This window comes from Rhizohabitans arisaemae (assembly GCF_025996515.1).
GTDB classification, from domain to species: Bacteria; Actinomycetota; Actinomycetes; order Streptosporangiales; family Streptosporangiaceae; genus Rhizohabitans; species Rhizohabitans arisaemae.
In genome coordinates this window covers 104,382-118,618 of sequence record NZ_BLRH01000024.1, presented here as the reverse complement: position 1 = coordinate 118,618, position 14,237 = coordinate 104,382, and the positions used below count along the sequence as shown (strand labels likewise).

General features: G+C 69.9%; 10 protein-coding genes. 5 read left to right on the top strand and 5 right to left on the bottom strand.

Going from position 1 to position 14,237, the window contains the following annotated elements; translation table 11 throughout:
* The first annotated feature begins 238 nt into the window (after window positions 1-238).
* From RUR_RS10815 to RUR_RS10805, 3 genes are all read left to right on the top strand, one after another.
* Complete coding sequence (locus tag RUR_RS10815; RefSeq protein WP_283134837.1) at window positions 239-2,014, top strand: CoA transferase; 1,776 nt, start codon at window positions 239-241, stop codon at window positions 2,012-2,014.
* Window positions 2,015-2,499: 485 nt separating this feature from the next.
* Window positions 2,500-4,125 carry a class I adenylate-forming enzyme family protein gene (locus RUR_RS10810; RefSeq protein ID WP_283134836.1) on the top strand — a complete coding sequence of 542 codons (1,626 nt, stop codon included), beginning with the start codon at window positions 2,500-2,502 and terminating at the stop codon, window positions 4,123-4,125.
* Between the two features lie 178 nt (window positions 4,126-4,303).
* Window positions 4,304-4,888 (top strand): hypothetical protein, encoded by a 585-nt coding sequence (locus tag RUR_RS10805; protein WP_283134835.1) that lies wholly within the window; start codon window positions 4,304-4,306, stop codon window positions 4,886-4,888.
* Window positions 4,889-5,371: 483 nt separating this feature from the next.
* Here the strand turns inward: RUR_RS10805 and RUR_RS10800 are convergent, their stop codons facing one another.
* Window positions 5,372-7,135: a CocE/NonD family hydrolase gene (locus RUR_RS10800; RefSeq protein ID WP_283134834.1), complete on the bottom strand. Its 1,764-nt coding sequence runs from the start codon at window positions 7,133-7,135 to the stop codon at window positions 5,372-5,374.
* Window positions 7,136-7,754: 619 nt separating this feature from the next.
* Between RUR_RS10800 and RUR_RS10795 the strand changes: the two genes are divergently transcribed.
* Window positions 7,755-9,785: a tetratricopeptide repeat protein gene (locus RUR_RS10795; RefSeq protein WP_283134833.1), complete on the top strand. Its 2,031-nt coding sequence runs from the start codon at window positions 7,755-7,757 to the stop codon at window positions 9,783-9,785.
* Between the two features lie 162 nt (window positions 9,786-9,947).
* On the opposite strand, the gene RUR_RS10790 is transcribed toward RUR_RS10795, so the two are convergent.
* Window positions 9,948-10,496 carry a sigma-70 family RNA polymerase sigma factor gene (locus tag RUR_RS10790; RefSeq protein ID WP_283134832.1) on the bottom strand — a complete coding sequence of 183 codons (549 nt, stop codon included), beginning with the start codon at window positions 10,494-10,496 and terminating at the stop codon, window positions 9,948-9,950.
* 119 nt (window positions 10,497-10,615) lie between these two features.
* Here RUR_RS10790 and RUR_RS10785 point away from each other — a divergent pair, with 119 nt between their 5' ends.
* A complete protein-coding gene (locus RUR_RS10785) occupies window positions 10,616-11,815 on the top strand; it encodes an MFS transporter (RefSeq protein WP_283134831.1) in 1,200 nt (399 codons plus the stop codon).
* A gap of 108 nt (window positions 11,816-11,923) precedes the next feature.
* Here the strand turns inward: RUR_RS10785 and RUR_RS10780 are convergent, their stop codons facing one another.
* The 3 genes from RUR_RS10780 to RUR_RS10770 are packed head-to-tail and all read right to left on the bottom strand — an operon-like array spanning window position 11,924 to window position 14,192.
* Complete coding sequence (locus tag RUR_RS10780) at window positions 11,924-12,685, bottom strand: metal ABC transporter solute-binding protein, Zn/Mn family (RefSeq protein ID WP_283134830.1); 762 nt, start codon at window positions 12,683-12,685, stop codon at window positions 11,924-11,926.
* Window positions 12,682-13,497 (bottom strand): metal ABC transporter permease, encoded by an 816-nt coding sequence (locus RUR_RS10775; RefSeq protein ID WP_283134829.1) that lies wholly within the window; start codon window positions 13,495-13,497, stop codon window positions 12,682-12,684. Before RUR_RS10775 ends, RUR_RS10780 begins: the two co-directional genes overlap by 4 nt.
* Complete coding sequence (locus RUR_RS10770; RefSeq protein WP_283134828.1) at window positions 13,494-14,192, bottom strand: ATP-binding cassette domain-containing protein; 699 nt, start codon at window positions 14,190-14,192, stop codon at window positions 13,494-13,496. The genes RUR_RS10775 and RUR_RS10770 overlap by 4 nt, the downstream gene beginning before the upstream one ends.
* Window positions 14,193-14,237: the final 45 nt, after the last annotated feature.

Genomic DNA, 14,237 nt, shown 5'->3' with positions numbered 1-14,237 from the left:
ATCCGATCCGGTATCGGCACGCCACCTCACCGCCCAGCCGGTCTGGATCCGAGTCCGGCCGGATGAGCGACCGGGTGAACCCCGGATCGACGGTATGCCGCGAGCCCGGGGCCGTCAGCCGAAGCCGGATCGAGCAGGCGATCAAACTCCGCGAGCCCCGGGAACCGGATGAACGCTCCAGCCGACTGCTGTGTAGACGGCCTTGGAGAGTCACCCGGTTCACGGGGAGAGGGGAACGATGTCGGATCTTGTCGGCGCCCGTCCGGTATGTCCGCTCAAGGAGACCTCCCTGCGGGTCAAAGGGCCGATCACGGTGACCCGGCCGGTCGTTCACCACCTCGGCCTGCTCGGCGTCCCGCTCCCCTCCCGGGATGAGGAACCGCTGGTCGCCGAGGTCGCCTGGGCCGGTATCCACCCCGACGAGGAGGTCGTCGACGAGGCGACCGCGCAGGCCGCCACCGGGATCGCCCACCTGCACGGCAGGCGGGACGGGGAGCCGCGCGGCCTGGCCGTCGACTTCGCGAGCGCGATCTGCTCGGTACTCACCGTTCAGGGCCTGCTCGCGGCGCTGATCGGCCGGGCCAGGGGCGGTCCGGCCGCACGCACGGTACGGACCGCCGTCGACCGATCCGCCGTGTTCTCCGTCGCCCAGTATCTCGCCGCGGCCTGCGCCGACGAGGAGGAGGCGGTCTCGTTCGCGCCCGGCGGGCCGCCTTTCACCACCGCCGACGGCGTCCTCTTCGAGGTCGAGGCACTCGACCCTGAAGTCTGGATCTCTTTCTGGCGAAACATCGGGACTTCCGAACGGCTCGCCGGGTCGGCGTGGCGAGCCTTCCAGTTCCGGTACGCGACCGCGAGCTCCCCCCTGCCTCCGGAGCTCCACGCGACCACCCGTGCGGTGGACTGGAGTGCGGTACGGCGTGCCGCGGCGGAATCCCGCGCCTCGGTCTGCCGGTTGCGCACGCTCGACGAGCGGGCGGTCGAGCCGCGCGAGGACAGGCCATGGCGGCTCAGCCCGTACCCGGCGATCGACGAAGGCCCGCGGGGCCGGGTCCGGATCAGGGGACTCGGCGAGGAGCGGCCGCTCGCCGGGTTCACCGTCCTGGAGGCCGGCCGCCGGATTCAGGCCCCGCTCGCGGCGCACGTACTCGGCCTGCTCGGCGCCGACGTGATCAGGATCGAGCCACCCGGCGGGGATCCGCTCCGGGGAATGCCCCCGGCCTGCGGCGGCCTGTCGGCCCGATGGCTCGCCCTCAACCGGGGCAAAGGCGCGGTCGAGATCGACATCAAGTCGGCCTCGGGCCGCGACGATCTCCGCTCACTGGCCCGCGAATCAGCCGTTTTCCTGCACAACTGGGCGCCCGGGACCGCGGAACGGCTCGGCCTGGACCACGGCGACCTGACCGCGGTCAACCCCCGCCTGATCTACGCGTACACCGGTGGCTGGGCCGGGCGGCTGGACGACACGCCCGTCGGCACCGATTTCATGGTGCAGGCCCGGACCGGTCTGGGCGAGGCCCTCCGGCCCGCGGACGAGACACCCGCTCCGTCGCTGATGACCGTGCTCGACGTGGTCGGCGGCCTGCTCGGCGCCGAAGCGATCCTCGCCGCGCTGCTCCTGCGGGAGACCGGCGAAGCGGGGTGCGTCCGGGTGGACTCCTCCCTGCAGGGAGCCGCCGAGCTGCTGAGCGAACGCGCCCTGCGCCGTATCGCGGACGGGCAGGACCCCAGGATGCCCGCGGGATTCCGACGACCGTTCCGTACGGCCGACGGCTGGGTCGCCCTCGCGGACGACAGCGCGGAAGCGTTCACCGCGGGCGGCGCCGGAACACCGGAGGACCTGCGGTCCCTGACCACGGATCAGGCCGTGGGAAAGCTGAGGGGGTCCGGCCTGCACGCCACGGCGGTGGTCACCGCGCTCGGGAAGCTGCCCGGCGACCCCCGCATGTCGGGAAGCCTCATCCGAGACCAGCACGGCGCCCTCACGGTCCCCACCCCGTGGGAGTTCACGTGACCCGCCACCCGGCAGGCCGTATCCCGACCACGACGATCCCACCCATTCGGCGCCACACCCGAGAAGCCACCCGACAGTCCCCACAAGGCGGGAAACCCTGCCCGAGACCAGCACCGCATCCTCACACCGCACACCCCGTGGGGACTCGCCTGACCCGCCACCCGGCAGGCCGTATCCGAACCGCTGCAGGGCGTCTTCACCCCGAGGAAGCCCGCCTGACCGGCGACCGCCGTACATCGAGTGGACCGAGTCCGCCCGCCGACCCGGCCGGGCGACTTGCGGAAGCCGATCACCCGCGTCTGCCGGCTCGACCGGCCGTACCCGATCCGACCGCATCGGGACGGGAGGTCGACCTCTCCGAAGGACCGGATCACCCCACGCCGTAGGAGGTTCATCCCACCCTCAGCGGCGATCCGCATCGCACCGGCCACAAGCCGACCGACTCCGATCAAGGCGCTCCTGACGCCTGTTCCCTGGAGGTTCAGATGATCTCTCGACTGGACGACCTCGTTCCCACCGCGCTACGGCGCGAGTGGGCCGCCGACGGCACCTGTCCTGATCTGGATCTGTATGCCCTGTTCCGTGCCCATCGATGCACCACCCCCGACCGGGTTGCGGTGATCGACGGTCTCGGCGTGCTCACCTACGCCGAACTTGACCGACTGGTACGTTCCACCGCCGTCGGACTCCGCGGAATCGGGGTGTGCGAGGGGGACGTGGTCGCCGTTCAGCTGCCGAACGGCCGGGCCGCGGTCCTGGTGGACCTGGCGCTGGCGGCGCTCGGAGCGGTCGCACTGCCGTTCCCGGCGGGCCGTGGCCGCACCGAAGCCCTCTCCCTGCTTCGCCGCTCGGGTGCCCGCGCGGTGATCGCCGCCGTCGAGCACCGGGGTACGGCGCACGCGCGGGAACTGGTCGAGGCCGCGCCCGAACTTCCCTGGCTCCGCGCCGTGGTCGCCGTCGGCCCCGGTGAAACACCCCCGGAGGCGACGCCGTGGGCCGAGATCGTCGGCGCCGACGGCCGTACCTTCGTCCCGGACCGGCCCGACCCCGACGGCGCCGCCAGGATCCTGGTCTCCTCCGGCTCGGAAGCCGAGCCCAAAATGGTCGCGTACTCGCACAACGCGCTGGCGGGCGGACGCGGCAACTTCGTGGCCACCCTGCTCGACGACGGCGCCCCGCCGCGCTGCCTCTTCCTCGTCCCGCTGGCCAGCGCGTTCGGCAGCAACGGTACCGCCGTCACCCTCGCCCGGCACGGCGGCTGCCTCATCCTGCTCGACCATTTCTCCCCCACCGCGGCGCTCACCGCGATCCGCGACCACCGCCCCACCCACGTGCTCGCCGTACCGACCATGATCCGGATAATGCTCGACCGGCTTTCCGAGGCCCTGCCGCCGATGACCGCCCTGGTACTCGGCGGCTCCCAACTGGACGAGGCGACCGCGCGGGAGGCGAGGGAGGCGTTCGGCTGCCCCGTCGTCAACCTGTACGGCTCCGCGGACGGGGTGAACTGCCACACCGGCCTGGTGGAGACCGCGCCCGATTCCTCCGGCCCTGGAGTGATCGTGGGTTTCCCCGACCCGCGTGTCGCGGAGATCCGCATCGACCCCGTCCCGGACGAGGTCGTCGCCGACGGCGTCGGCGAAATCGTGGCCCGCGGCCCGATGACCCCCATGTGCTACGTCGGCGCCCCGGAGCTGAACACCCGGTACCGCACCGCGGACGGCTGGGTCCGCACCGGCGACCTGGGCCTCCTCGGCGACGACGGCCGCCTGCGCCTGGTCGGCCGCCTCAAGCAGGTCGTGATCCGCGGCGGCGCCAACATCAGCCCAGCCGAAGTCGAAACCGTGCTCGCCGTCCATCCGAAGGTCAGGGACGTGGTCTGCGTCGGAGTGCCGGACCCCCTCATGGGCGAACGTCTCGCCGCCTGTGTCGTCCCCCGCCCGGGCCGCACCCCCGACCTCGCCGACCTCACCGCCCACCTCACCCGGCACGGCGTCGATCGCGGCAAACACCCCGAACACCTGCTTCTCCTCGCCGAACTCCCCCTCACCCCCGCGGGCAAGCCCGATCGCGAAACCCTCCGCACCCACCTGCTGCGCGAGAAGCGTTGAACGGCGATCTCACCCGTATCGCAGAACACGACCGACGCGAAGCGCGAACTCCGGCCCCACCCGTCTGCCACTCGCGCCGGGAAGGCCGTGAACCCGTTCCTGTGCCGTTTCCTGTATGGGCCGGAAATGCGAGAGACTCACCAGGTCAACCGGCAAAGCGGAACGGGAAAGTGTTGTGATGAGACCTGCGGTGGGCGCGCCCCTGCGCCGGTGTACGACGTGCGGCGGGTACGCCTACGGCGGGGCACCCGCCTGTGCCGTATGCCGGGATCTGGTGGACGGCATCGTGGAGGAGGAGTGGCGGTCCTTCCTGCACCGCATGAGCATCGGTGCAGAATCGGAGGCGGGCATCGCCGAGCTGGTGGTGGACGAACCCGACCGGCACGACTGGCGCGTGGTGGACGCGGCCCTGGACCGGCTGGCCTGCCCCGACTGCGGTGACCGGCTCAGCCGAGGCCCCGCCGGTTGCGCCGCCTGCGACCTGGCCCACGGCTTCCGCTACGCGGCGATCGAGACCGACCGGCCCGGCGTCCCCGCAGGCAACGAACACGCGATCCGCGTCAACGTCTCGGTCGTGCGCCGGCCGCACTTCACCTCGGAGAACGAACTCCTCACCCGACGCCTGCTGCTGCCCTTCCTCCTGGTGGGATTCCTCCCGACCATCGAGGACGCCCACCGAATCAAAACGGTGGCCAAGGGAAGCGACCCGAAACAGAAAGCCCTGCTCATCGAGCAGGCCATCGAGAACTCACTCCGCCGCTGACCCATCGAACCCCGCCACTTGGCCGACTACGACAACCTCCGACACGGCCAATCGCGCTTCCCGTGCTCCCTGAGAGTTGACGGCGACACCGTCGGGGCCTATGCCACTTTTGGCTGCTTTGGCGGTGAAGGCCGGTGGTCATATCGCCAGACGATAGGGCGGGAGCCCGAGTGTTTTAGTTGCCCGGCCACGCCGAACGCAACCCTTGTCGGTGCAGGCGGCGAAATACCGTAGCCACGCGCGGTGCGAACCCCGTCCCCTGAGACCAGATCGGAACGGAGGTGTCTCCGACTCGGGGTCAGGCGTCGGCGCCAACGCCATGGCGGCCAAAATCCCGGGGATCCTCAGCCCGTTCGGCACACCCGATGCCGGGGTACGGGCCGTGCACCCGACTGACCGCCACCTGGCATTCCGCTTCCCATTGATCGTTGCGCTGTACGGCCTTTGGGGGGTGCGTACAGCGCAACGATCATCTGGGCCGGGCTACCCGGTGGTCACGATGGGCAAGGTCAGCTTGCTGTTGTGGAGGTTGAGGGTGACGGATCCGGCGGACGGGTCGGTGGTGATGTACTCCATGTCGTTCGCGACGATCACGATGCCGATGCGGTGGCCTGCGGGGAAGATGTAGTCGATGTCGTGCAGCCGCCAGCGGATCGTGTAGGTCCTGCCCGGCGTGAGGGGACTCGCGTGCACCAGGGATTCCCGGTTTTTCACGTCGATGGAGCCGCGGCTGACGATCGGGAGCACCTTGGGCAGAGGCTTGCCCGGCGTGGTGACCGCGATCAAATCGGCCGAGGATCCGGGTGGCACCGGGGCTGCCGTACCGGCGTTCCGACCGGCTCCGGAGACGCTGGGGCCGTAGTCCACCAAGAGGGCGGTGAGCGGGGTGCTCGTCGTGGTGGCCGACATCTCCACCTTCAGTCCGGGTGCTCCCGACACATGTGTGGCGCTGGTCAGCGGAGGGGTGAGGTAGGCGAGCCGATGCGGTTTGGCGACCCCCGGATCGGCGATCATGCCGGCTTCCTTCTGCGTGGGGTCATCGGTGAAGTTCTGGCTGCCGCCGTCAGCCCGAGTCGGCGTGAGACTGCCTGCTGCCGTCGCGGTCGCGGGCCCAAACCAGAGTCGGATGGGACGGCTGCCCGGGTTCGGCCAGTCGGCGGAGGTCTGCCAGGATTTGTCAGGTCGCTGGATGGTCACCCGGGGCTCGGTCATGATCCCGTTGTCGACGCGGTACAGCCAGTGGTCCATCCACCGGTGCAGGGTGTCCCGCCACGCCTCACCACCGGTGTTGAGCGGATCCTCGTGGTCGCCGTTGTGCAGCCACAGCTTGCGCGAAACGTTGTTGTCGGCGAGGGCCTGCCACCAAGCGGCGAAGTGGCGATTGCGCACCTTTCCGTCGGTGACCCCTTGAACCAGCAGGACTGACGCCCGGACGCGCTCGGCGTGCCGACGATAGTCCCGCTCAAACCAGAATGAGGTGTAATCGGCGGTGTCGTCGCCTGCGCCGTCTCCCAACGCGGTCAGCACATCGCCACATTTCGCCTTGGCACTCTCGTTGGCCAACCGGCGCGCCTGATACTCCGGATACCGGTTCCCCAGTTCACGGGCGTAGCCGATTCCCTGGTCCCGCGCGTAGTCGTACCAGCTGGAGATGGCCCCCAGCGGCACGATCGTCTTCAACCCCTGGACGCCCTGTACGGCGGCCGCGTTGGCCAGGGTGCCGTCGTAGGAGAGCCCGACCATGCCGACGGCGCCGTCGCTCCAGGTGGCCACAGCCGGTCGCCCGTCGGCGTACGTGGCGTGGGCCCGTCCGTTGAGCCAGTCGATCGCCGCGGTTGTGCTGATCGTGTCCTGGTGTCCGCCGCTCATCGGGCAGCCCTCGGACAACCCCGTTCCCTGCATCTCCACCTCGACCACCGCGTAGCCGCGGGGGACGAAGAACTCGTCGTACCACTCGGAGAAAACCCCCGGATCGGGCACCGTCGGCGGCGGCGATCCCGGTGGCGCCCACCCGGTGTACGGCGTCGCCTTCATGACGGTCGCCACCTTCATCCCCTGCTGGGTTTCAGCGGGGCGCAGTACGGCCACCGCGACGCGATCCCGTCGCCCGTCCCGATCGCTGTCCATCGGCGCGTCGACGAAAACGGTCTCACGTACCGCCTCGGTGTAGGAGAAGACCGGCTGGGTCCGCCCATCCCGGATGACCGGGGCGGGAGTGGCGGAAGCAGATCCGGGGAGCAAGGCCACCGGCACGGTGGTGGCGAGTACGAGCGCCGCCAGAGCGGTACGCCCGAATCGGGAAATCCGGCCGTCACGCCGGGAAGCGGCAGCCGGGCGCCAGTGCGCTCTTCCAAACAAATAATGATCATTCACACCGCGAAGCCTGACCGGCGAACCTCAGTAAACCATCAGAATTCCCTCAGAATCTGTCCGCCTGGGAATATCCACCGATGGGTCCAGCCCGGGACGGAAAGAGCTGCTGGCCGATCCGGCCTGCTACGAGACCCTCTCCGAGCAGGGAGCCACTGTCCGAAATAGGGGAACTTAGACAACCTTGATCTAATCTCTGAACCGACCAACCATCACAAATCGCCCTCATAGAACATTTCGACAATCTATGTCGATAAGACCTAGACCGCGGCACGATTAGACATACAACGAACGCTCATCAACCCGATCTTGAAATCGTGCGACACGATAGGAACATGTCATTTTTCTCCGACATCTAAGGCTAGATCGGAGAGCTAGGATCACCTCACCTTCGGGGAGTACGGAGGAAGGGACGGAATGGACTTCGGCGTGCCGGCATACCGGCTGATCCACGGCGGTCGCGCCACCGGTGACATCACCCGAATCGGTACCGGCGATGTCCACAGCCGCCGCGGGTGACCCGCCACCGGCCAAGCCGGATCCCCATGCGACGCCCCCCGAGAACAGGCTGTCGGACTCGAACGTCGGCGGCCACGCCGTACAGTTCGGATCGGCACGTGATGTGTCCATCGGCGCCCAACTCCCGGCTCGGGCGCCATTGCCGGACGCGACCCAGACCACTGCCCCGCCTGGCTTGGCCAACCTGCCACGTCCGCCCGCGACGGTCTTCGTCGGCCGCGAGGAAGTGCTGCACCGGATAGAGCAGATGCTCACCGCGGAAGCCGACGCCGGCGTGATCACGCAGACGGCGGTGCACGGCCTCGGCGGGATCGGCAAGAGCGAGCTGGCCCTGCAGTACGCCGTCCGGCACCGGAACCGCTACCGGCTGGTCTGGTGGCTCAAGGCCGATAGCCCAGTCCAGATTGATACGTCCTTAGCCAACCTGGCCCAAGCGATATGTACAGGAAAGGACTCGGTAGCCGCCAGCCAAGCCACCGTGGAGGAGGCCGCGGCCTGGGCCCGCTCCTGGCTCGTCGCCCATCCGGGGTGGCTGCTGGTCTTCGACAACGTCGAGCAGGCCAAGGACATCGCCCCCGACCTGGGACGGCTGAGCGGCGGGCACGTACTCATCACCACGCGCCGCGACATCGGCTGGCACGACCTGGGCCGTGCCTCGATCAACCTGGACGTCTTGGCTCCACAGGCGGCTACCGACCTTCTTGCCGACCTGATCAGACGTCCCACCACCCCAGCCGCCGCAGATACGGCCACATGCCGAGAGGAGATGACCGAACTCGCCGACGACCTAGGGGCCCTCCCGCTGGCACTGACCCAGGCCGGGACGTTCATCGCCCGTACCGGTATGACGGTGTCCCGCTACCGCCGACTGCTCCATCAATCCCCGGCGAAGGCATACGCCACGGTCGTACCGGGCCAGGATTCCCAGCAGATCGTCGCCAGGGTGTGGGCAGTCACCATGGCCCGCGTCGCCGAACTCAACCCGCTGGCACCGCATGTACTGTCGCTCATGGCATGTTACGCCCCCGACGATCTGCCGACCGACGTCCTGTACGGGCTGCCCGAAACCGATGAGCTGGAGATTGCGCAAGCCTTAGGAACGCTGGCCTCCCACAGCATGATCACGCTGACCGAAGAAAAGATCAGCGCGCACCGCCTGGTCCAAGCCGTCACCTGGTCCGAACTCCCCGAAGACCGGCAACCCGCCATCCGCGATCAAGCCATCGCGCTGCTGACTAACATCCTCCCCAATGACCCGAAGCTGATCGGCAACTGGGCAATCTACGCCCGACTACTTCCACACGCCCGCACCGTGTTCCCTCCCGATTCAGCAGCAATGGCACGAGTCATCGAATACCTGCACGCAAGCGGCGACTACGCCACCGCCAAAACCCTGCAGCATCACCGCTACCTCGCCTACAGCAAAACCCTGGGCCCTGACCATCCCGACACCCTGGTTATCCGTGCCTACCTCGCCTACTGGACAGGAGCAGCAGGAGACCCCACCACCGCCCGCAACCACCTCGTCGAACTTCTCCCCATCCACCAACGCGTACTAGGCCCTGAACACCCCCGCACCCTGGTCACCCGCGCCTACCTCGCCTACTGGACAGGAGCAGCAGGAGACCCCACCACCGCCCGCAACCTCTACGCAGACCTCCTCCCCATCCGCCAACGCATCTCCGGCCCAGAACACCCCGACACACTAACCGCCCAAGCCGACCTCGCCCGCTGGACAGGGATGGCAGGAGACCACACCTCCGCCCGCGACCAACTCGCAGACCTCCTCCCCATCCGCCAACGCATCTGCGGCGCCGAACACCCCGACACACTGACCACCCGAGCCGACCTCGCCTACTGGACAGGAGCAGCAGGAGACCACACCTCCGCCCGCGACCAGTTCGCAGACCTTCTGCCGATCATGGTCCGAATCTTGGGAGCTGGCCATCCCCAGACGCTGGATGCCCAGACCGGCCTCTCGCGCTGGAAACGGCAAGCGGACGAGTAGCTCGCTCTCCACGTCCGGTGTGGATCGAGGTCGCGGAGCCCGTACCGGGCTCTGACGGGGACTCGGTCGGCCAAGCCGACGGACCGATCAACGGTGGAGGTAGCTGGGCTCCAAGTGGTGGAGGGTTTGGAAATCGTGGTCTACGGCTGTGGGGGTTGAGTTTCAGGCGCATGATTCGGCTTGGTGGAGGGATTCGATGAGTTGGGTTCTGGCGCGGGCTACTCGGGAGCGGACGGTGCCGATGGGGCAGCCGATGAGGGCGGCGGCTTCGGCGTAGGAGAGGCCGGCCACCTGGGTCAGGAGGAAGGCCTCCCGGCGTTCGGCGGGAACCCGGGTGAGGAGGTCCACCAGGGCGATTCCCTCGTCGGCGGCGGGGAGGTCGCGGACGAGGTGCCGGTCGGCGGTGGCCTGCCAGTCGGTCAGGTCGGCGATGACGGGGCGGGCCGCGGTGGCGCGGAACCGGTCGACGACCACCCGCCGGGCGATGGCCAGGAGCCAGGTACGGGCCGATGATCGGCCCATGAACCTCGGCAGACTTCGCAGAACTCTGATGAACGTCTCCTGGGTGAGGTCCTCCGCCGACTGCGCGTCGACCAGGTAGGCGAGGTAGCGCCGCACGTCCGCGTAGACAGCGCCGGTGAACGCCTCGACGTCCGCCGGGTCCCCGCTCCGCGCGGCCAGCGCGAGTGTGGTCAGATATTGATCGTTCATCGGGTCTCCCCCCTGACCCCGGCCGGCCCCGGACATCTCCGCGGGAACCCGTACCGGTCCGGCGGCGACTGTCTGTTCAGGGGGCGTCGGCCGCGATTCGCGAACGCAAGGGAGCAAGGATGAGCCAGACACGAGCCGGGTACGGCGAGACGCGGGCCCCGGGGGGTGGCCGTTCGATCACCGCCCTGCTCACGCTGGCCATGACGGTCTCCATGCTCCAGGTGTTCGTGATCGGCGCGCTCGGTCCGTTCCTGGTCGCCGAGGCGGGTGTCTCCCGGACCCTGCTCGGCTTCACCACCACCGCGGGTTTCGGCGCCGCCGCGCTGCTCTCCCTGGCCGCGGGCGGCTGGGTTGACCGGCTCGGGGCCCGCCGCTGCCTGGTCGCGCTGCTGGTTGTGGCCGCGTTGGCGCTGACCTTGATCGGGCTTTCCGCCGGCAGCTTGGCGCTGCTGGCCGCGGTCGCCGTCGGCGGTCTGCCCATGGCCCTGGCCAACCCCGCCACCAACAAGATCATCATTGCTGCGGTGGAGCCCGCCAGGCGGGGCGGCGTGACCGGCTGGAAGCAGTCGGGGGTGCCGCTCGGCGCGTTCGTCGCCGGGGTGCCGCTGGCCGCGCTCGCCGCCTGGACCGACTGGCGCAACGCGCTCTGGGCGGCGGCCGGGCTCGCCCTGCTCACCGCAGTGTGGGCGGTACGGGCGCTGCCGTCCGACCACGCTCCCCAGGCGAAGCCGACCCAGCCGTCCGGGCAGGCGAGGACGGCCGGGCACATTCGATGGCTGGCCGCCTTCTCGCTCCTGCTCGGCGCCGGGACGGCCGCCGTCAACACCTATCTCGCGCTCTTCGGCACCGAGCGGCTCGGCCTGGTCCCGGTGGTGGCCGCCTGGCTGGTCGCGCTGGTCGGGACGGCCGGGGTGATCGGCCGGGTCGGCTGGGCGAACCTGGCGGGCCGGCGCGGGCACGCCGAGAACCTGCTCGCCCCCCTCACCCTGGTCGCCGCCGCCGGCGCCCTCCTGCTGGCGACCGCCCCGTGGGTGTCGCCCCTGGTGTGGGTGGGCGCCGCGGTCGTCGGCTCGTTCGCCGTGCCCGCCAACGCGGTGACCATGCTCGCCGTGATCCAGCGCTCCGAGCCCGGCCGGACCGGCCGGGACACCGCGATCGCCTCGGGCGGTTTCTTCGCGGGCTTCGCCGTCGGCCCACCGCTTTTCGGGCTCCTGGTCGACCAGGCCGGCTACAGTTCCGGCTGGCTCCTGGTGGCCGCTGAGTTCACGGTTGCCGCAGCCATCGGCCTTGCCGCGGCCCGCCGTACCGCATCCGGATAGGCACGGCGGAGCCGACCTCACTGAAATCGAGCGAAAAGAAGATGGCGTCATCGCCTGTCTCCCCCATGTGGGGTGGCCCGGTGGCCGGGCCACCCGAGACGAGTCCGCCTAACCGAGCGCGGCGATGAGGGCGTTCGCGTTCGCCCGGTAGAGGGCGATCAGGTCGAGGCTCCGATCCGGGAAGTTGTTGATCACGACCCGCTTGGCCCGGACGTCGGCGAGGGCGTCCCCACCGGGCATGGCCGAGTTGTCGAGGATCAGCTGGGGACGCTTGGCCACCAGCTCGGCGATCTGCGCCGGGGTCGGCGGCTGCGGCCCGTACACGCCGGCGGGCGCCGTCCCGACCAGGTCGGCCGCCCACGCCACGAACGCCTGGGCCACCACCACGGGCGGCTTACCCTGGGTTGCGCCGGAGACCGACTGCTTGAGCCCGGCGTACTCGCCGTCGAAGGCGTCCACCCAGCGCCTGGCCGCCGCAAGCGTGCCGAACTGATCGCCAAGCCGGAAGACCTCGGCCTTCACCTTGTCGGGGTTGTTGTCCAAAGCGACCTCGATCAGCTTGGCCTTGGACCCCGCGGCCTCCTTGAGCTTCCCGGCGAAACCCTCGAACGCCGCGTACAGCACCACATCGGCCTGGGCGATTTTGGCGAGATCGGAGGGCTTGGGGTCGTAATCGGGAGCGTGGTGCACCCCGGGCGGCACGATCACGGTGATGTCCGTGGCCCCGGCCGCTTTGGCGAACGCGGCCTCCCAGGCCGAGGCGGCCACCACCTTCAGGCCGCCCCCGGACTTCGCTTCGGTGACCGGGTCGTTCCCGCAGGACGACAGGAGCAGGACGGCGGAAGCGAACAGAGCGGTGAGTTTCTTCATCGGGTGAGACCCCTTTCCGGGATCGAGTGGAGGAGAAGCGTGCAGGCCCCGCCGACGAGCACCAGGGTCGGTCCCGGCGGCAGGTCGAACAGGAGGGCGAGGAGGAAGCCGCCGACGTTGAAGGCCAGGCCGAACAGCACCGACCAGCGGATCATCGACGGGAGGGAGCGGCCGACGCGGCGGGCCGCCAGGGCGGGCAGCAGGGTGAGCGCGTCCACGAGCAGCGCCCCCGTGAGCCGGATGGCCGAGGCGATCGCCACCGCGATCACCACGAGGAGGATCAGCGTGAGACGCTCCACCGCCACCCCGGAGCAGAGGGCGAGTTCGCGGTCGTGCAGAAGCAGCCCGAGGTCCCGGCGGCGCAGCCCGTACAGGAGGGGAACGAGTACGGCGAGGAGCCCGAGCGCGACGACGTCACCGGGCCGGGTGGCCAGGATCGACCCCCAGAGCAGCTCGAACGCGCCGTTGGCGTTCACCCCGGAGATCGACAGCACCAGCAGGGCCGCGGCGATCGCGAGCGTCATCAGCAGGCCCATCGCCCCCGACAGCCCCGTGCCGCTGCGGGCGAGCGGGGTGAGCGAGCCCCCGGTCACCGCGCAGAGCACCAGTGCGCACAGCAGCGGGTCGAGGCCGGTGAGCAGGCCGATCGCGATACCCAGCAGGGCGACGTGCATCATCGCGAACCGGACCGGCATGATGTCCAGCCCGACGATGAAGACCCCGACGATCGGCAGCGCCACCGAGCCGAGGACCAGCGCGAGCAGCGCCAGCCTGACCGAGGGCAGGTCGAGCAGGACTCCGAGCGAGTTCACCGGACCTCCCGCAGCCGCCCGGCGGCCATCTCGGCCACCCGCCCGCAGGCGGCGGCGACCACCCGGTCGTGGGTGACCACGACCACGGCGGCCGCAAGCCCGGCGAGTACCTCGGCCACCTGCTCCTGACCGGCGAAGTCGAGCGCGGCGGTGGGCTCGTCCGCGAGCACCAGCTCCGCCCCGGCCGCGACCTGGCCGAGTGCCCGGGCCAGGTAGGCCCGTTGCAGCTGCCCGCCGGAGAGGGTGCCGAGCGTCCGGTCCAGGAGTCCGGCGACGCCGAGCCGCTCGGCCGCGGCGATCGCCTCGTCGAGGTGGCCTCCGCTGTCGAGCAACTCCTTGACGAGCAGCGGGAAGCGTCCCGCGCCCTGCCGCTGCGGGATCCAGGCGACCTCGGCGCGGCGTCGCCGCCAGTCGGCCGTACCGCGCGCCTGGCGGCCCGCGACCTCGATCACGCCGGTGGTCTCCCGGTGCAGGCCGAGGACGGCGCGGAGCAACGTGCTCTTTCCCGAACCGTTGGTGCCGGTGATCGCCAGATGCTCGCCGGGGGCGAGTGTCAGGTCCACACCGTCCACCGCGATCAGACGCCCGTGGCGGCAGCGTACGGCCGACAGGCGCAGTGCGGCGGCGATCACCGCGGGGGTGGTGGCACCGGTTCGGGCACGGACATGGGGGGAACGGACATCGGCATACTCCACGGGGGTTCCGGGGTCGGCGGGAACCGGGCGGAGTCAGGCACCACC